Raw genomic sequence first — 17,896 nt, 5'->3', positions numbered from 1 at the left:
AAAAATTTGCTCTCGGGATTGTTCCTCTCTAAGACTGTATGTGTCAATCTGTCGCACAGACCCCGAAAACGGGGCAGGCAGGACGGCGCGGACGCACGTCCAGGGGGCAACCCCGAGGAGGAATAGGGAGGAAAGCATGGCAGACGCCGCCATTCATGGCCACGGCCATGAGGACAGCCGCGGGTTCTTCACCCGCTGGTTCTTGTCGACAAATCATAAGGATATCGGGATTCTCTACCTGATCACGGCGGCCGTGGTCGGGTTCATTTCGGTCTGTTTCACCGTTTACATGCGGCTCGAGCTGATGGAGCCGGGGGTACAGTTCATGTGCCTCAACGAATCCGGTGAGGCCGCCGCACGGCTATTGTCCGGTTTCGGGGCGGAAGACTGCGCACCGAATGGTCATTTGTGGAACGTGATGATCACCTATCACGGTGTGCTGATGATGTTCTTCGTGGTCATTCCGGCCCTGTTCGGAGGCTTCGGCAATTACTTCATGCCGCTCCAGATCGGCGCGCCGGACATGGCCTTCCCGCGCCTCAACAACCTGTCCTACTGGCTCTATGTCTGCGGCGTGGCGCTCGGCATCGCGTCCCTGTTTGCCCCCGGCGGCAACAATCAGGCCGGTTCCGGCATCGGCTGGGTGCTCTACCCGCCGCTTTCGACCTCGGAAGCGGGCTATTCCACCGATCTGGCGATCTTTGCGGTGCACGTTTCCGGCGCTTCGTCGATCCTCGGCGCGATCAACATGATCACCACCATGTTGAACATGCGCGCCCCGGGGATGACCATGTTCAAGGTGCCGCTTTTCGCCTGGTCGATTTTCGTCACCTCCTGGCTGATCCTCCTGTCCCTGCCGGTTCTGGCGGGCGCGATCACCATGCTTCTGACCGACCGCAATTTCGGCACATCGTTCTTCCAGCCCGCAGGCGGCGGGGACCCGATCCTCTACCAGCACATCCTCTGGTTCTTCGGGCATCCGGAGGTCTATATCGTAGTGCTGCCCGGTTTCGGCCTGATCTCCCACATCATCGCGACCTTCTCGAAAAAACCGGTCTTCGGCTATCTGCCGATGGTCTGGGCGCTGATCGCGATCGGGGTTCTGGGCTTCGTCGTCTGGGCGCACCACATGTATACGGTCGGGCTGTCGCTCTCGCAGCAGACCTATTTCATGATGGCCACCATGGTCATTGCGGTGCCGACGGGGGTGAAGATTTTCTCCTGGATCGCGACCATGTGGGGCGGGTCCATCGAATTCAAGACGCCGATGCTATTTGCCTTCGGCTTCCTGATCCTCTTCACCATCGGCGGCGTGACTGGCGTCGTGCTGTCTCAGGCGGGGGTCGACCGGGCCTATCATGACACCTATTACGTGGTGGCGCATTTCCACTACACGATGTCGATGGGCGCGGCCTTCTGTATCTTTGCCGGGATCTATTTCTACATCGGCAAGATGTCCGGTCGGCAATACCCGGAGCTTGCGGGCAAGATTCACTTCTGGCTGTTCTTCATCGGCGTGAACCTGACCTTCTTCCCGCAGCATTTCCTCGGCCGCCAAGGCATGCCGCGCCGCTATATCGACTATCCGGAGGCCTTTGCCTATTGGAACAAGATCTCGTCCTATGGTGCGCTTTTGTCCTTCGCCTCCTTCCTGTTGTTCATCGGCATCGTCGCCTACACGCTTCTGGCCGGGCGTCGTGTGACCGAAAACAACTATTGGAACGAATATGCCGATACGCTGGAATGGACCCTGCCCTGCCCACCGCCGGAGCATACGTTCGAACAGCTCCCCAAGCGCGAAGACTGGGATCACCAGCATTCGCACTGAGCGGACTACACCAACTCGAAAGGCCCCCCGACCGGGGGCCTTTTTCATGTTGGCCTCAAGCCCACGTTAACCAGTTAAGACATAAGACACGCTCCGCCCTGTCCCAGCCACGGTTTGTGCCCAATCCCGCGTTAGCCTGACAACAGGGATGAGCAGGAGCACCCATGTTGACCTTTTTCTTCAAACCCAGAGACAGCGGCGAGCTGCCCCGCGCGACGGAGATTTCCGACCGCTGGCACGTACCACAATTCTCGAAGATCTTTGACGCCCGGGTGCGCGAGACCCGGGTGGCGATGCTGATCGCCTGCCCCGAGCCCCTGTTCGAAAATCATCCCCCCGACCCCGCCCGCATCGACGCACTGGCCGAAGAGATCGAGCGCATCGTGCGCGCGAAATGGACCAGTCGGGAAGCCGAACGGGTAACGCGATTCTTCGGCACAGACGAAACCACAAGCTTCGTCGCGGTACTCGAACACACCGCCATAGGCGCCTATGCAGCCCCCGAGCAACGGGTCAAGGCCTATTACGAATTCGACGGAACCCGCATCGGCGATCTGGTGCCGCGCGGACGGGCGTTCGACGATACCTCCGCCGCTCAATGCGTCACACTTTAAGGCAAACCCTGAAATACGTAATCCAGCACCGTCCTGCGCCCCGACCGCACGGCAGTTTTGCGCGAAGCGATGTTCTGCCCGTCGATGGTTCCGATCATCAGCCGATCGCAATCCGTGCCGAGCCGCCGGGCCAGTTCGTCCTCCTCAAGCGGCGAGACATTGCGGCACAATCCGGGCTGATGCTGCGCCATGCGGGCGAACCGGGCACGGATCAGCGCAAGCGCGTCTTCCGGGAGTTCGAAAGGCAGAGATCGACTTGCGGGTCACGCGCCATCTCGCTCATACGCCCGGCATAGAGGCTGGTGTCGATCCACCTCGCCCCCAGAGGCGCGCCGGTGCTTTGCCGCAGCCGCATCGCGCCCGGATGAAAGCCGCACCATTCCCCGGCCACCACCTCCGCCAGCTCGTTCAGATCCGAGAAATCATGTGCAATCACCTCAACGAAAGGCCGTGTCACATCCTGTGCGTAAAACCGGATGCCGCCGATCAACCGACCCCGCCCGACGTGACAAGGCGATGCGCATAGTCGAGAGGGCGATCCCCGGCAGGGTGATATGATCGGAAAACAGCCGTGCGAAGGCCAAACCGTCGATCCGCGCACCTTGCTCCGCAATCCAGTCGGCCACACGCCCCTCGCCTTCGACACCATAAAGCCGTTCGGCCAGATCAAGGTCAGAGCTTAGGGAGGCCAGTCGGAAAGATCGTTCGGCATGGCGCCATGCTATCGCATCGCGTGCTTCAAAGACATGCACAAAGGTTTTACACTGATAAAAACGCACCCTCATCACGCATATGCCCTACCTCTGGACCCCGCCCCATGACACCGTTCCGACCGGCTCCCCCGAGACCGGCACGCCGCTCTGGCGGCTCGAACTCTGGCCCTATCGCAGTCTGAAGGGCAAAGGCTTTTCCGCCGCGATCTGGATCATGTTCGGCGGCGGTCTCATTCCCATCGTACCATTCATCGGCACCATGGCTTTCTGGGTGCTGCTGGGTTTCATGCTGATCGCCCTGACCGCGCTCTGGACAGCACTTCGGCGCTCGGACCGCGACCGGCTACACGAGGAAATGCTGATCTGGACCGACCGCGTCACCCTCACCCACTGGCCGGAAAAGGGCGCGCCGCTCACATGGGAGGCCAATCCCTATTGGGTCCGCGTCTCGCTCAATACCGAAGACGGCAAGGTCGAAAATTACATTACACTCAAGGGCGCAGGGGACCATCGCGAGGTCGAACTCGGCGCCTTTCTCAGCCCCGAAGAGCGCAAGGTCCTGCATGGGAACCTCACGCGCGTGCTGGCACAGCTCAATCGCTGAGGCTTTTCTGATGGCCCAAATACTCAAAAGCCACCCGGATCAAAACGACCGGGCGGCTCTCAATTCATTCAATCCGAAAGGACAGCTCAGCTCAGCTGCGCCTTGATCAGCGCACCGACGGCACCGAAATCCATCTGACCGGTGTATTTCGCCTTGAGCGCGCCCATGACCTTGCCCATGTCACGGATGCTCTCGGCCCCGGTCTCATTGATCACCGCCTCGATTGCGGCCTTGACCTCAACCTCGGAGAGCTGACGCGGCAGGAATTCCTCGATCACGGTGATCTCGGAGCGCTCCTTTTCGGCCAGTTCAAGACGCCCGCCCTCTTCAAAGGCCTTGGCGCTTTCCTGGCGCTGTTTCACCATTTTGCCGAGGATGGCGAGAATATCGCTGTCGGTGACAGCCACATCGTCGCCCTCGCCGCGATTGGCGATCTCGCGGTCCTTGATGGCGGCGTTGATCAGGCGCAGCGTCGCGAGGCGCTCGCTGTCCTTTTCCTTCATCGCCGTTTTCAGTGCGGCGCTTAGCCGGCTTCGCATATCCATATGGGCCTCATCCCCTGATGACATCGCAAGTGGTCAACATAGCGAAAGCCCAACACATTCTCAACCACCGATGAGAGCGATAACATCCTGAAAACGCTGCGTCGCAGAAATGCCGGAAAAACCCGTCCGGCTGCGCTTGACGCCGGAGATGCCTTTCCTTAGGTTCCGGCCAATTTTGCCCATATAGGAGAGTCGTGTCATGGCATCTGGTCAAACCACCGGAAAACCAACCGCTTGTCTGGCCCTGGCCGACGGAACCATCTTCTATGGGAAGGGTTTCGGCGCGACGGGCACCACCACCGCCGAACTGTGCTTCAACACCGCGATGACCGGTTATCAGGAAATCATGACCGATCCTTCCTATGCCGGGCAGGTCGTGACCTTCACCTTCCCGCACATCGGCAACGTCGGCGTGAACAGCGAAGACGAGGAGACCGCCGATCCGGTGGCCGCCGGCATGATCGTGAAATGGGACCCGACCGAGCCCTCTAACTGGCGTGCGCAGGACGAGCTTGGCCCCTGGCTTGCCAGGCACGGTCGCATCGGCATGGGCGGAATCGACACTCGTCGCCTGACCCGCGCGATCCGCCAGCAGGGCGCGCCGCATGTCGCCATCGCGCACGACCCGGAAGGCAATTTCGACATCGAGGCTCTGGTGAAACAGGCGCGCGAGTTCTCCGGCCTTGTCGGGCTCGATCTGGCCAAGGACGTGACCTGTGCGCAGAGCTACAAATGGGACGAGATGCGCTGGTCCTGGCCGGACGGTTTTCCGAAGCGTGAAGGCAAGGGCTTCAAGGTCGTGGCCGTCGATTTCGGTGCGAAACGCAACATCCTGCGCTGCCTCGCCTCGGCGGGCTGCGATGTGACCGTCCTTCCGGCCGCCGCCACGGCCGAAGAGGTTCTGGCGCATGATCCCGATGGCGTGTTCCTTTCAAACGGTCCGGGCGACCCGGCGGCGACCGGCGCATATGCCGTGCCGATGATCAAGGGCGTGCTGGAGCGCGATCTGCCGGTCTTCGGGATTTGCCTCGGTCACCAGATGCTCGCGCTCGCGCTCGGCGCCAAGACGATCAAGATGAACCACGGCCACCACGGCGCCAACCACCCGGTGAAGGATCTCGACACCGGCAAGGTGGAAATCACCTCGATGAACCACGGCTTTACCGTCGATACCCAGACCCTGCCCGCCGGTGTCAAGGAAACCCATGTCTCGCTGTTCGACGGCTCGAACTGCGGCATTGCGGTCGAGGGAAAACCGGTGTTCTCCGTGCAATACCACCCGGAGGCCTCCCCCGGCCCGATGGACAGCTACTACCTGTTCGAACGCTTCGCGGCCGCCATGGCCGAGCGCGCAGGCGCTCCGGCCTGAGCGCGACAGAGCGCAGAACAGGGCACAAGAGGATGCAAAAGGCGGGGAGCTCCCCGCCTTTTTTGTGACGCGAGCGGTTGATTTACCCGTTTTAAAGACGTGGTTAACCCCTTGTTAACCCTCCGTGACGCAAGTTGCCCACAAGGGGCTGGGAATAAACCTGATCGGGGGCATTCCGGACAGTCCCGATTTCGGACGGTCCTGATTTCAGACAGCCCTGTTTTCAGACGGTCGTAACCGGGGTACGGCATCCGATGTCCTTCGACAGGCATCCTCTCGTTCCGACATTGACCCTGCACGCATCGCAGCGCTGCGATGCGGCCCCTGCCGCCACCTCCCCCCGACCGAACCGAAAACCGATCGGGCAGGTTCTTGTCGACATGGGGGCACTCGCCGCCGAGGACCTGCTGCGCGCCACCGTGCTGCGCCAGCGCGAGGATGCGCGGATCGGCGACATCCTTCTGGCCCACGGCATGGTGAACGAAGCCACGCTGTATGAAGCGCTCGGACATCAGTATCACGCCGAGGTCGCCAATCTGATGCGTAGCCCCCCCGATGTGCGGCTGATCGACCGTCTGGGCGCCGATGTCTGCCTGCGCAAGGGCCTCCTGCCCTGGCGCCAGGCCGGTGGAACGGTGATCATCGCCTCCTGCCGCCCGGAAGAATTCGAAGGAATGCGCCCCCGGCTCACCGCAATCTTCGGACCGGTGCGCATGGCGGTTACCTCGGAAACCTCGCTGCACGAGGCACTGTTACGCTCGCGTCAGCGACGTCTGGCAAGCGCGGCGGAAACCCGCGTTGCCGCCCATGAGAGCTGCCGCGAAATGGATGTGCGCAAGCTCACCGGCGTACTCTCCTCGCTCGGTATGTTCGGCCTGCTGCTGTTTCTGCTGTCGCCGCTCATGGCCTCGATCCTGCTGACCGGCTGGGCGGTGCTGACCCTGCTGGTCGCCACCGGCCTGCGCCTTGCCGCCGCCTTCGCACAGGCCCGGACCGCGCGCTCCCGCAAATCCACCTTCGCCACACGCCGCGCCCGCAACGCCCTGCCCATTGTGTCGGTCATGGTGCCGCTGTTCAAGGAGCGCGAGATCGCCACACGACTGATCAAACGTGTATCCCGGCTGAATTATCCGCGTGAATTGCTCGACATCTGCCTGGTGGTCGAAGAGGATGACACAGTCACACAAGACGCCATCGCCCATACCGACCTGCCGCGCTGGATGCGGCAGATCATCGTGCCGCGCGGTGGGGTCAAGACCAAGCCGCGGGCGCTGAATTTCGCCCTCGACTTCTGTCGTGGCTCGATCATCGGCATCTATGACGCCGAGGATGCCCCCGAACCCGACCAGATCCACAAGATCGTCGCCCATTTCGCCCAGACCGGGCCGGAAGTCGCCTGTGTGCAAGGGATTCTCGATTTCTACAATGCCCGCACCAACTGGCTGTCCCGCTGTTTCACCGTGGAATACGCAAGCTGGTTCCGGGTGATCCTGCCCGGTTACGAAAAACTTGGCCTGACCGTCCCCCTGGGTGGCACCACGCTGTTCTTCCGCCGCGAGGCGATTGAGGAACTGGGCGGTTGGGACGCCCATAACGTCACCGAAGACGCCGATCTCGGCATTCGTCTGGCCCGGCACGGCTACCGCACGGAACTCTTGCACACGGTGACCGAGGAGGAGGCGAACTGCCGTTTCTGGCCCTGGATCAAGCAGCGCTCGCGCTGGCTCAAAGGCTATGCCATGACCTACGCCGTCCATATGCGCAGCCCGCGCCGCCTCTGGTCCGATCTCGGTCCGTGGCGGTTCTTCGGAGTTCAGGCGCTATTTCTCGGCACCTTGAGCCAGTTCGTCCTCGCGCCCTTCCTGTGGTCCTTCTGGATGTTCCCTCTGGGCCTGCCGCATCCGATGCGTGCGGTGCTGCCGCACGACCTTCTTGTCGGGTTGGGCGGGATTTTCCTCCTGTCGGAGGCGATCACCGTCGCCACCGGTATGGTCGCCACCTCGACACCCAAGCACAAATGGCTCTGGCCCTGGGTGCCGACTCTGCATCTCTACTATCCGCTCGCCACGCTTGCGGCGCTCAAAGGGCTCTGGGAGATGATCACCAAACCCTATTACTGGGACAAGACCGCCCACGGGGTGCATGATCTCGGCTTTCATGAAGATCTGCCCGAGGAAGAACTCATGCCCGATCCTCCGCCATCGCACAGCCCGGATCGCCCCGCACCGTTGCTGCTGACCGGCACAAGCAGTGCCGCCGCCAAGACGTCACATCCTCCCATGAGCCGCCCCCTGATCCTCTATCCCACGGCCGCCTCCGTCGCCCTTGCCGAGGCCGCCGAGGCGCCGCGCGGCTTTGCCGAGCCCAGTACGGAATTCAGTGCCGGTTTCAGGGCCGGGTTCGCGGACAGCGCCCGGATCGAACAACAGGCCTTCGGAGCCCTGCCTGTGCCTGGCCGACGGCTCACATTCGGGCTCGACATGACGCACAAACCGGAAAGCCCGGCGCTCAGACGCGCCCTGAATGCGGCCGCCATCGCCTTTGAGCCGGAGCGCCTGCGTCCCACTCCCAAACCCAAACCCGCCGCAGCCCCGCACGGCACCGAGGTCACACATCCCGCCGCCGTCAACGCCCCCGGCGCGCCCGACTGGGCCCATATCGCCGCCTTCGCCGAGAGGCCCGTCTTCATTGCGCGCGCCGAAAAGGGGAGCCTGATGCCAGCGCCCCGGTTAAGAGGGATGACGGTTTAAAGTGGCTCGCCAAGCCATTGGGACACCGCTTTTGCAGGACCTCAGGACAAGATACGGGCGCTGCACGCGCCTTACCTGTATCCAGTGCCTTCATCCGGTGCCGAAAGCTTAAAGGCGTGACGCTTTAGCGTTCCTTGTCCGCGTCGATTTTCAGACGGGTGATAAAGGCCTTGGAAATGTGATCCGACAATGCCTTGTGCGCCGCCTCGCCGTCGCCCGCCTCGATCGCGGACACGATCAGGTCGTGCTCCTTGATCGCTTCCTCGCCACGACCCTCGGCCGCCAGAGACGTGCTTGCCAGAAGCGCCATGGATCGGTGCACCAAGTCGAGCTGCTGCACGAGATACTTGTTGTGCGAGGCCAGATGGATCTGTTTGTGAAAGCGGCGGTTGGCACGGGACATATCGTCCGGGTGACCGATCAGGGCCCGGTCGTCCTCGACCATATCGCGCAGCACACGGACCTCCTCGGGGGTCGCATGCCGGGCAGCGAGACGCGCGGCCAGCCCTTCGAGTTCGGTACGAACGACGTAGAGATCGGCCATCTGATTGTGATCGAGCGAGGCCACAATGAGTGAGCGCCCGTCCCGGCTCAGCATCGACTGGGTCTCCAACCGCTGCAAGGCCTCACGCACCGGGGTGCGCGACACACCGAAGCGCTCCGCCAGCTCGCTTTCCACAAGCCGGTCGCCCGGGCGGTAAATCCCGGTGTCGATCGCCTCGAGGATCATCTCATAAGCGTCTTTCTGGCTGGCACGCTGGTCTTTCATCGGACGTCACTTTTCTCAATCGGGATCAGGACCTGACCATAGCCAGCCCCGCCCCCCGCGATCAAGCGCTAACATCCCCTCCGCCAGCCATCTGCTTGCATGTGCCGCAGGCTGCGCCTAACAGGGAGGCATGGTAGCCGATCATTTTTCCCATGTCAGAACCTGGGTCTTCGACCTCGACAACACGCTTTACCCGCCCGAGGCGGCACTTTTCGCGCAGATCGAGGTCAAGATGACCGATTGGGTCTCCCGCGAACTGAACGTCACTTCAGAGGAGGCGAACCGGCTGCGGCACGCCTACTGGCGCGAATTCGGCACGACGCTCTCCGGCATGATGGCGAAACACGGCACCGACCCGCTGCCTTATCTCAGCTATGTGCATGACATCGACTTCTCCGGGCTGTCGCGCGATGCCGAGCTGAAAGCCGCGATCACGGCCCTGCCGGGGCGCAAGATCGTCTTCACCAACGGTTCCGCGCCCTATGCGGAGCGCGTGCTGGAGGCGCGCGGGCTGACCGGGATTTTCAACGCAGTCTACGGCATCGAACACGCGGATTTCCACCCCAAGCCCCAGGCGGCCGCCTTCGATACCGTACTCGGTCGCGATGGGATCGACCCGCAAGCCGCCGCCATGTTCGAGGACGATCCGCGCAATCTCGAAGTGCCGCATGCGCTCGGGATGAAGACCGTGCATGTCGCGCCCTTGCCGCTCGATCCGCCCGCCCCGCATATCCATCATCACACCGACGATCTGTCGGCCTTCCTGAGGGCCGTGACGGGCTGAAACCCGGCGGGCGACGGTTAACGCAAACTGCGACAAATCGCCGCCGTGACCGAAGCGCACACAGCCCTGTATCTGTCTCCGGTACACAAATGCGCACAAACCCGCGCAGCCCCACGCACAAACCTTTCGCACTGACTTCTACAGATCACACACGACCTCACAGCCGGAGCACGCACATGACCGACGCCGCCCTCGACACGACCAACGCTATCGACACTCACGACCACCACGAAGAAGGCCTTGCCACCACCCGTGGCGTCGTCCTCTTCCTTCTGTTCGTCGTCGTCGTGATCGCCGCCGTGATCTACGGCATGTTCGCCATCGGCCCCTGGGTGCTGGGCGTCACCGCCGTGGCCACCGTGCCGCTGATCTACATCGTCCTGCTCGTCCTCACCGTCGGAAAATAAAGCGGCGCTGTCCCGGCGCCCGGAAAACGCCTGAGACAGCCTGCCCCTTGGACATTCCCCTCCTTTGCGCCTATCTCTTGGATACGCTTGAAAAGCGACCGCAGCGCAAAGGAGGTCTCATGTCCGATCCAAGCACATCCCCGCAGACCGTTGACATCCTCGTTTCAGGCGGCGGCATCGCCGGTCTGATCGCGGCTGCGGCCTTTGGCGCCTCGGGCTTTCGCACCCTGATGGTCGATCCGACCCCGCCGGTTGTCACCGGCGACGAAGCGAGTTCGGACCTGCGCTCCACCGCCTTTTTGCGCCCGGCCCGCGACCTCTTCGAGAAAATCGGCATTTGGGAGGCGCTCGCGCCCCATGCCACCCCGCTCGAAGCCCTGCGCATCGTCGACACCGTGGGTCGCCCCGCGACAATCCGCACCGAACGGCAATTCGAAGGCCGGGAGACGGGCGACGAGCCCTTCGGTTGGAACTTCCTCAACTGGGTGATCCGTCGCGAACTGGCCCGTGCCGTGCCGGACATTCCCAATGTCGAGCTGCGCTATGGCGTCGGCTTCAAGAGCCTGCTGACACGTTCTTCCGAGGCGATGGTGACCCTGACCGACGGCACGATGGTGCGCGCGAAACTCGTGGTGGCTGCCGACGGGCGCGACAGCCCGGTACGCGAGGCCGCCGGAATCGGCGTCAAAACCACGCGCTACGGCCAAAAATCTCTGGCCTTCACCGCCACCCACGACCTGCCGCACAACAATGTCTCCACCGAGATCTACCGCGAAGGCGGCCCCTTCACGATGGTGCCGCTGCCGGATATCGACGGCAAACCGGCCTCCGCCATCGTCTGGATGAACAAGGGCGCCTATGCGACCGAGCTTCTCAATCTGCCGCCCGAGGCGTTCAACGCGGTGATGACCGAACGCGCCGCGGGCCTCTTTGGCGAGATGAAACTGGCCTCCGGGCGCGCGATCTTCCCGATCATCACCCGCGTCGCCGAGCGCCTCGCCTCCGAGCGCGTCGCGATCATCGCCGAAGCCGCCCACGCCCTGCCGCCCATCGGCGCGCAGGGGCTGAACACCTCGCTCAACGATCTGGCCGAACTGCTGGCACTTGCCGAAGCGCATCGCTCTGACCCCGGCACCGAAGCCATGCTCGACACCTACGCGCGCACCCGGTTGAACGACATTTCCAAACGCGCCCGCGTGGTCGATCTGTTCAACCGGGTGACGCGATCCGAAAGCGACATCCTGCAAATGGTGCGGCTCTGGGGGCTCAAGGCCGTCCATGACGTCAAACCCGTGCGGATGAAGGTCATGCAGGCCGGGCTGGGACCGATCTGATCGCCGTTTCCTTTGTGCCTCTAAATACTCACGGCGCGCGGGCGATCATCCGTGCGCCGTTTTGAGTATTTGGGGCAGCAAAGGAAACATCGGAGGAAACTCAGCCGAGAACGTCGTCCAGAACAGCCTCCAGGCGCGCGACGGTTGCGTCCACATCGTAGAGTTTGTCGAGACCGAACAGGCCGAGACGGAAGGTCGAGAACCCCTCGCCCTCATCGCATTGCAGCGGCACTCCGGCGGCGATTTGCACCCCATGGGCAGCAAAGGCCGCGCCGGTCCTGATCATGGGATCGTCGGTGTAGCAGACCACCACGCCGGGCGCCTCGACGCCTTCGGCGGCGACGGATTTGAACCCACGCCCGGCCAACAGGTGACGCACCCGGCGTCCCAGTTCCCATTGCGCCTCGGAGAGTTTGGCAAAGCCGTAATCCTTGGTCTCCAGCATCGCGTCCCGGAAGGCCCGCAGCGCATCGGTCGGCATGGTGGCGTGATAGGCATGACCACCGCCGGTATAGGCCTCCATGATGGTCAGCCATTTTCCAAGGTCGATGGCAAAAGACGAGCTTTGCCGGGATTTCACCACTTCGGTGGCGCGGTCGTTCAGCATGACGAGCCCCGCAGACGGCTGCGCCGACCAGCCCTTTTGCGGGGCGGAGATCAGCACGTCGACACCGGTCTCCTTCATATCGACCCAAGCACAGCCGGAGGCGATACAATCGAGCACCATCAGCCCGCCGTGGTCATGGACGGCCTCCGAAAGCGCGCGGATATAGGCGTCAGGCAGGATCATGCCGGAGGCGGTTTCGACATGCGGCGCGAAGATGACAGCGGGCTTCAAATCGCGGATTTTCGCAATGGCCTCCTCCAGAGGCGCGGGCAGGAAACCGGAGGTCGGTTCATTGCCGACCCGGCGCGCTTTCAGCACGGTCTGCGAGGCGGGGATTTGCCCCGCGTCGAAGATTTGCGACCAGCGGAAGGAAAAGAAACCGTTGCGGATCACCATCACGTCCTCGCCGCCCGCGATCTGGCGGGCGACCGCCTCCATCGCGTAGGTGCCGCCGCCAGGGACGACCACGGCGGTGTCGGCATTGTAGACCTCGCAGAGCGTGGCGTGGATGTCGGTCATCACCTTTTGAAAGGCTTTCGACATGTGATTGAGCGAGCGGTCGGTGAAGACCACGGAAAATTCGAGCAACCCGTCGGGGTCGATGTCGGTGCGCAATGCGGGCATGAGAACCTCCTCTTCTCAGCTAACCTCTTCAGGCCAATCGGTGCCGTAACGACACATCCGATGCAACACCGCGGCCTAAATCCCAGAAAACACTGGACAGAAACGCCCTGCGCCAGAATTATGACACCAAAGCGTCATGTCTAGGGATCGGGCCAAACAAGAGCACCGCGCGAGGCAAAACGCAAGCGACCGAAAACGCGGCCGAAGTTCGACGGGACATCCGACAGGACGGGAGATCGCCAAGGCGCATCGAGGCAGACCGGGGCACACACCCCGCAACATACGGGCAGAGCAGCAATGCCGACAGAAGAACTCATCGTGATGGGCTCCTCCATCGTGAACAATCCGATCGGCTATTCTCAGGACCCCCGCGGCGATGAGAATGACGGCGCCTATCTGACCGGTGGCGAAAGCGTGTTCGAGGATGACGATGTGGTGGTCTTCACCGTGGCCAACGTCAATGCCGACGGCACGTTCGACAATCAAACGCAGATCACCGGCATCACGGTCTATGACAGTGCGGCGGATTATCTCAACGGCGAGGCGAAATACGATTACACGCTGACGCACGGCGGTTGGTGGTGGGGCCAGAACACCAGTGGCCAGATCAGCACGGCCGTGCATGACATGGGCGACACCTACCTCTATATTGAGGCCAAAAATTTCACCTCGACCGATCCGAATGCACCAGATCTCGACGGGCTGTTTCTCGCACCCGGGGTCGATCTGTCGGAGGAATTCCCGATCTGGCTCTCGCATGAGCAGGATGTCGATTATAACGCCGACGGCACGATTGCCGGGAACGAGAGCGGCGACGGGGTATTCACCACCGACAACAACATTTTCGCGGAAGACGCGATCGCCGCCGCTGTCTGCCTTGCACGGGGCACATTGATCGACACGCCCGAGGGACCGCGTTTCATCGAGACGCTACAGGTCGGCGACCGGGTGCACACGCTCGATCACGGGCCGCAGGAAATCCGCTGGACCGGATCGCGGCGGGTGGCCGCCGAGGGCGCGCTTGCGCCGATCCGAATCACGGCAGGCACGCTTGGCAACCTGCGCGATCTGACCGTGAGCCCGAACCACCGCATGCTGATCCGTGGCCCGATGGCCGAGATGCTGTTCGGCGAACGTGACGTGTTGGTGGCGGCGAAACATCTGGTGAATGACGACACGATCCGCGCCGTGCCGGGCGGCCAGGTGGAGTATTTTCACCTGCTTCTCGACCGTCACGAGATCATCTTTGCCGAGACCAGCCCGACCGAAAGCCTGCACCCCGGCCAAGAGGCGCTCAAGGCGGTGGACGCGGCGGCCAGAGCCGAGATCCTGACGCTCTTCCCCGAGCTGGAAACCCGCCGCTGCGCCCTGTCCCGGTACGAATTGAAGGCCTGGGAAGCCCAGGCCCTGCAACAGGCGTCCTGAACGCCATGAGAAGGTGAATGAATGGCCACCGAAGACATCCTCGTGATGGGATCATCGCTTCTGGACAATGTCTCCGTCGGCACCAATTCCGGTGGCGGCCATGGCGGGCATATCATGATCCACGGCGGCACCTCGCCCTTCGAGGAGGACGATGTGGTCGTGATCACCGTCCAGAATGTCGAGAATGGCGAGGTCACCGGAGCGAGCCAGATCACCGGGATCGTGGTCTATGACAGCGCTGCCGATTACGTCAACGGGGTCGCGAAATACACCTATCATCCGATGAACCCCGGCCAGACCGCCAATATCCAGAGCGATCTTTCGGGGCTGGGCGACACCTATCTGCGTTTCAACGCCAATGTGATGGTGTCCTCGGACGGGGGACCCGGCCTCAACAATGTGCTCGTCGCGCCCGGGCAGGACCTGACCGAGCTGCGCCCCGTCATCCAGATCGACCATGAGACCGACATGGATTACGACAGCGACGGGGTGATCGACAACGAGGGCGACGGCAATTTCAACGTCGACAACAACCTCATCGCCGAAGAGATCATCAACGGTGCGGTCTGCCTCACCCGCGGCACCCTGATCGAGACGCCCGAGGGACCGCGCTTCATCGAGACGCTGCGGGCGGGCGATCTGGTGAACACGCTCGATCACGGCGCCCAGCCCATCCGCTGGATCGGCGCGCGCCGCGTGCCTGCGGCAGGCAATCTCGCCCCGGTGCTGATCCGCATGGGCGCACTCGGCAACCTGCGCGACCTGAAGGTGAGCCAGAACCACCGCATGCTCATCCGGGGACCGCAGGCCGAGGTGCTGTTCGGCGAGCGCGACGTGTTGGTGGCGGCGAAACATCTGGTGAACGATGGCACGATCCGCATCGTCGAGGGCGGTACCGTGGAGTATTTCCACATGCTGTTCGACACCCACCAGATCGTCTTTGCCGAGGCCTGCCCGACCGAAAGCCTCTACCCCGGCGAACAGGCGCTCAACACGGTCGGAGCGGAGGCAAGAGCGGAAATCGTGGCGCTCTTCCCGGAACTCACTCTCCGCCAGAACGACGCGCACCTGTCGCGCTACGAGCTGAAAGCCTGGGAGGCGGAAGCGCTCAGAAAGGCCGGCTGACGGCGGTCTCTTCGGCTGCGATGGTCAACGGGCGCGGCAATGGCAGGGGCGAGCTTTGCATCACCGGGCGGCAGAACGGCTGGGCACGCACCCAGCGCTGCATGTCGCTGCGCTTGGTCTCGGAATGGAACGGCCCCCAGTCCGCCGCCACGCCGCGCATGCCCCGGCTCACCACGCCGTCGCGCGCCACCGTGCGGCTCATGATGCGGATCGCACAGGACAGGTTGCTGGCCCCGTCCTTGAGCGCCTCACCAGTGCCTGCGTTGCAATTATAATGTCGTGCGGTCGCAGGCGAGATCTGCACCAGACCGAACCACTGCCCGCCGCCGCCCACCGCCGTCTCGCGCCAGGTGCTTTCGTGATAGGACAGCGTCGACAGAAGTCCGGCCCAGAACGCCGCCCGACCGCTGTCGTCCTGCGTGGCATAACCCGGGCACCAGGCCGCAATATCCGCCGGAACCGTATCTACAAGCCCCTGCCCGTGCGACAGCACCGCCTTCATCGCGGCCCGGGTCCAGGCCGGACCCTGGCTCTGGTTCTTCCAGCGCAGTTTCGGCATGCGCACCACATAGGGGCGCGGGGCGGGAACGGGGCTTGCTTCCATCGGCGCGAGCGCAAAGGCAATTTGATCTGGCAGGTTCTCTCTCAGTTCTCCGGCCGAGAGCTGAGACCCCACTCCGATGAAACACAGCGCCATCGCCGCCGCCCACTTTCGCATCCGCATGCGGAACCTCAAACGCACTTTACTCTGCCGGGCAATATGCCCCAAAGCGCCCCGTTTGCAAACCCGCCCCCTTGCCCCCCGGCAAGAGAGCGCCTAGAACGCCTGAAAGCCCTCGCTTTAAAGGACATGCGCATGCTGGATCATCTCGAATATTCCGCACCGAAACCGAAGGTCATCTCCGGTGCGAAAGAAGACTGGGAACTCGTGATCGGGATGGAAATCCATGCGCAGGTCGCCTCCGAGGCGAAGCTGTTTTCCGGCGCGTCCACCGGTTTCGGCGCAGAACCCAACTCGCATGTGTCCTTCGTGGATGCGGCGATGCCGGGCATGTTGCCGGTGATCAACGAATATTGCGTCGAACAGGCGGTGCGCACCGGGCTGGGCCTCAAGGCCGACATCAACCTGTTCTCCGCCTTTGACCGCAAGAACTACTTCTACCCCGACCTGCCGCAGGGCTATCAGATTTCCCAGCTTTACCACCCGATCGTGGGCGAAGGTGAAGTGATCGTAGATATGGAGCCGGGTGTCGCCCGCAAGGTGCGGATCGAGCGCATTCACCTCGAACAGGACGCCGGCAAGTCGATCCACGACATGGACCCGACGATGTCTTTCGTCGACCTGAACCGCACCGGTGTGGCGCTGATGGAGATCGTCTCGCGCCCCGATATTCGCGGGCCGGAAGAGGCCGCCGCTTACGTGCTGAAACTGCGCCAGATCCTGCGCTACTTGGGCACCTGCGATGGCAACATGCAGAACGGCAACCTGCGCGCCGACGTGAACGTGTCGGTCTGTCGTCCGGGTCAGTATGAGAAATACCAAGAGACGCAGGATTTCTCGCATCTCGGCACCCGTTGCGAGATCAAGAACATGAACTCCACGCGCTTCATTCAGGCCGCCATCGACTATGAGGCCCGTCGCCAGATCGCCATTCTCGAAGACGGCGGCACGGTCGATCAGGAAACCCGTCTCTATGACGCGGCCAAGAACGAAACCCGTTCGATGCGCTCGAAAGAAGAGGCGCATGACTACCGCTATTTCCCCTGCCCCGACTTGCTCCCGCTGGAGATCGAACAGGCGTGGGTGGACGACATCGCCAAAACCCTGCCGGAACTGCCGGACGAGAAGAAAGCACGTTTCGTCAAGGACTTCGGCCTGTCGGAATATGACGCGGGCGTCTTGACCGCCGACACGGTGAACGCCGATTTCTTCGAGAAAGTCGTGGCGGTCGGCGAGGATGGCAAGCTCTCCGCCAACTGGGTGATTAACGAGCTGTTCGGTCGCCTGAAAAAGGACGACACCGACATCACGGAAAGCCCGGTTACACCGGAGCAACTGGGCGAAATCGTCAAGCTGATCAAGGCGGACACGATCTCCGGCAAGATCGCCAAAGACCTCTTCGAAATCGTCTACACCGAAGGCGGCAACCCCGCCGAGATCGTCGAAGCGCGCGGCATGAAACAGGTGACGGACACCGGCGCCATCGAGGCCGCCGTGGATGAGATCATCGCGGCCAACCCGGCACAGGTCGAGAAAGCCAAAGCCAACCCGAAACTCGCGGGCTGGTTCGTCGGTCAGGTAATGAAAGCCACCGGCGGCAAGGCCAACCCGAAAGCGGTGGACGCGCTGGTCAAATCCAAACTCGGCCTTTGAAACAAAGCCAAACATCAAAAGCCG

Annotated in this window: 18 protein-coding genes; 11 read left to right on the top strand and 7 right to left on the bottom strand. The window is 62.5% G+C overall.

Going from position 1 to position 17,896, the window contains the following annotated elements:
* Positions 1 to 136 precede the first annotated feature (136 nt).
* A complete protein-coding gene (gene ctaD, locus CEW89_RS00325) occupies positions 137 to 1,828 on the top strand; it encodes a cytochrome c oxidase subunit I (protein WP_066705432.1) in 1,692 nt (563 codons plus the stop codon).
* A gap of 164 nt (positions 1,829 to 1,992) precedes the next feature.
* Positions 1,993 to 2,442, top strand: coding sequence for a hypothetical protein (locus tag CEW89_RS00320; RefSeq protein WP_096804480.1), 450 nt, complete (start codon positions 1,993 to 1,995; stop codon positions 2,440 to 2,442).
* Here CEW89_RS00320 and CEW89_RS00315 read toward each other — a convergent pair.
* Genes CEW89_RS00315 through CEW89_RS00305 form a run of 3 tightly spaced genes read right to left on the bottom strand, consistent with a single transcriptional unit; the run spans position 2,439 to position 3,227 of the window.
* Positions 2,439 to 2,633 carry a hypothetical protein gene (locus CEW89_RS00315; RefSeq protein ID WP_096804479.1) on the bottom strand — a complete coding sequence of 65 codons (195 nt, stop codon included), beginning with the start codon at positions 2,631 to 2,633 and terminating at the stop codon, positions 2,439 to 2,441. The genes CEW89_RS00320 and CEW89_RS00315 overlap by 4 nt on opposite strands.
* 20 nt (positions 2,634 to 2,653) lie before the next feature.
* Positions 2,654 to 2,899 (bottom strand): hypothetical protein, encoded by a 246-nt coding sequence (locus tag CEW89_RS00310; protein WP_157779717.1) that lies wholly within the window; start codon positions 2,897 to 2,899, stop codon positions 2,654 to 2,656.
* Positions 2,880 to 3,227 carry a hypothetical protein gene (locus CEW89_RS00305; RefSeq protein ID WP_096804477.1) on the bottom strand — a complete coding sequence of 116 codons (348 nt, stop codon included), beginning with the start codon at positions 3,225 to 3,227 and terminating at the stop codon, positions 2,880 to 2,882. The genes CEW89_RS00310 and CEW89_RS00305 overlap by 20 nt, the downstream gene beginning before the upstream one ends.
* A gap of 7 nt (positions 3,228 to 3,234) precedes the next feature.
* Here CEW89_RS00305 and CEW89_RS00300 point away from each other — a divergent pair, with 7 nt between their 5' ends.
* On the top strand, positions 3,235 to 3,759 hold the full coding sequence (locus CEW89_RS00300; RefSeq protein WP_096804476.1) for a DUF2244 domain-containing protein: 525 nt from the start codon (positions 3,235 to 3,237) through the stop codon (positions 3,757 to 3,759).
* A gap of 86 nt (positions 3,760 to 3,845) precedes the next feature.
* On the opposite strand, the gene CEW89_RS00295 is transcribed toward CEW89_RS00300, so the two are convergent.
* Positions 3,846 to 4,304: a GatB/YqeY domain-containing protein gene (locus CEW89_RS00295; RefSeq protein ID WP_066705454.1), complete on the bottom strand. Its 459-nt coding sequence runs from the start codon at positions 4,302 to 4,304 to the stop codon at positions 3,846 to 3,848.
* 199 nt (positions 4,305 to 4,503) lie between these two features.
* Here CEW89_RS00295 and carA point away from each other — a divergent pair, with 199 nt between their 5' ends.
* Positions 4,504 to 5,673 (top strand): glutamine-hydrolyzing carbamoyl-phosphate synthase small subunit, encoded by a 1,170-nt coding sequence (gene carA / locus CEW89_RS00290; RefSeq protein WP_096804475.1) that lies wholly within the window; start codon positions 4,504 to 4,506, stop codon positions 5,671 to 5,673.
* Between the two features lie 254 nt (positions 5,674 to 5,927).
* Positions 5,928 to 8,423 (top strand): glycosyltransferase family 2 protein, encoded by a 2,496-nt coding sequence (locus tag CEW89_RS00285; protein WP_096804474.1) that lies wholly within the window; start codon positions 5,928 to 5,930, stop codon positions 8,421 to 8,423.
* 124 nt (positions 8,424 to 8,547) lie between these two features.
* On the opposite strand, the gene CEW89_RS00280 is transcribed toward CEW89_RS00285, so the two are convergent.
* The gene (locus CEW89_RS00280) at positions 8,548 to 9,192 is read right to left on the bottom strand and encodes a GntR family transcriptional regulator (RefSeq protein ID WP_066705458.1); all 645 of its coding nucleotides are present in this window, start codon (positions 9,190 to 9,192) and stop codon (positions 8,548 to 8,550) included.
* A 130-nt stretch (positions 9,193 to 9,322) separates the two neighbouring features.
* Between CEW89_RS00280 and CEW89_RS00275 the strand changes: the two genes are divergently transcribed.
* The 3 genes from CEW89_RS00275 (at position 9,323) to CEW89_RS00265 (ending at position 11,717) form a co-directional block, all read left to right on the top strand.
* A complete protein-coding gene (locus tag CEW89_RS00275; protein ID WP_096804473.1) occupies positions 9,323 to 9,976 on the top strand; it encodes a pyrimidine 5'-nucleotidase in 654 nt (217 codons plus the stop codon).
* Positions 9,977 to 10,152: 176 nt separating this feature from the next.
* Positions 10,153 to 10,383, top strand: coding sequence for a hypothetical protein (locus CEW89_RS00270; protein WP_066705460.1), 231 nt, complete (start codon positions 10,153 to 10,155; stop codon positions 10,381 to 10,383).
* Positions 10,384 to 10,502: 119 nt separating this feature from the next.
* On the top strand, positions 10,503 to 11,717 hold the full coding sequence (locus CEW89_RS00265; protein ID WP_096804472.1) for an FAD-dependent monooxygenase: 1,215 nt from the start codon (positions 10,503 to 10,505) through the stop codon (positions 11,715 to 11,717).
* A 100-nt stretch (positions 11,718 to 11,817) separates the two neighbouring features.
* On the opposite strand, the gene CEW89_RS00260 is transcribed toward CEW89_RS00265, so the two are convergent.
* The gene (locus CEW89_RS00260; RefSeq protein WP_096804471.1) at positions 11,818 to 12,948 is read right to left on the bottom strand and encodes an aminotransferase class V-fold PLP-dependent enzyme; all 1,131 of its coding nucleotides are present in this window, start codon (positions 12,946 to 12,948) and stop codon (positions 11,818 to 11,820) included.
* Between the two features lie 297 nt (positions 12,949 to 13,245).
* Here CEW89_RS00260 and CEW89_RS00255 point away from each other — a divergent pair, with 297 nt between their 5' ends.
* Both CEW89_RS00255 and CEW89_RS00250 read left to right on the top strand, forming a co-directional pair.
* Positions 13,246 to 14,373: a Hint domain-containing protein gene (locus CEW89_RS00255; protein WP_244906119.1), complete on the top strand. Its 1,128-nt coding sequence runs from the start codon at positions 13,246 to 13,248 to the stop codon at positions 14,371 to 14,373.
* A gap of 21 nt (positions 14,374 to 14,394) precedes the next feature.
* Positions 14,395 to 15,498 (top strand): Hint domain-containing protein, encoded by a 1,104-nt coding sequence (locus tag CEW89_RS00250; protein ID WP_244906118.1) that lies wholly within the window; start codon positions 14,395 to 14,397, stop codon positions 15,496 to 15,498.
* Here the strand turns inward: CEW89_RS00250 and CEW89_RS00245 are convergent.
* A complete protein-coding gene (locus CEW89_RS00245; protein WP_238379729.1) occupies positions 15,482 to 16,222 on the bottom strand; it encodes a transglycosylase SLT domain-containing protein in 741 nt (246 codons plus the stop codon). The two genes, CEW89_RS00250 and CEW89_RS00245, sit on opposite strands and share 17 nt — an antisense overlap.
* 132 nt (positions 16,223 to 16,354) lie before the next feature.
* Between CEW89_RS00245 and gatB the strand changes: the two genes are divergently transcribed.
* Positions 16,355 to 17,872: an Asp-tRNA(Asn)/Glu-tRNA(Gln) amidotransferase subunit GatB gene (gene gatB, locus CEW89_RS00240; RefSeq protein WP_096804470.1), complete on the top strand. Its 1,518-nt coding sequence runs from the start codon at positions 16,355 to 16,357 to the stop codon at positions 17,870 to 17,872.
* Positions 17,873 to 17,896: the final 24 nt, after the last annotated feature.

Origin of the sequence: Celeribacter ethanolicus, from assembly GCF_002407265.1 — a bacterium.
GTDB lineage: Bacteria > Pseudomonadota > Alphaproteobacteria > Rhodobacterales > Rhodobacteraceae > Celeribacter > Celeribacter ethanolicus.
This window is presented reverse-complemented; position numbering and strand designations above follow the sequence as displayed.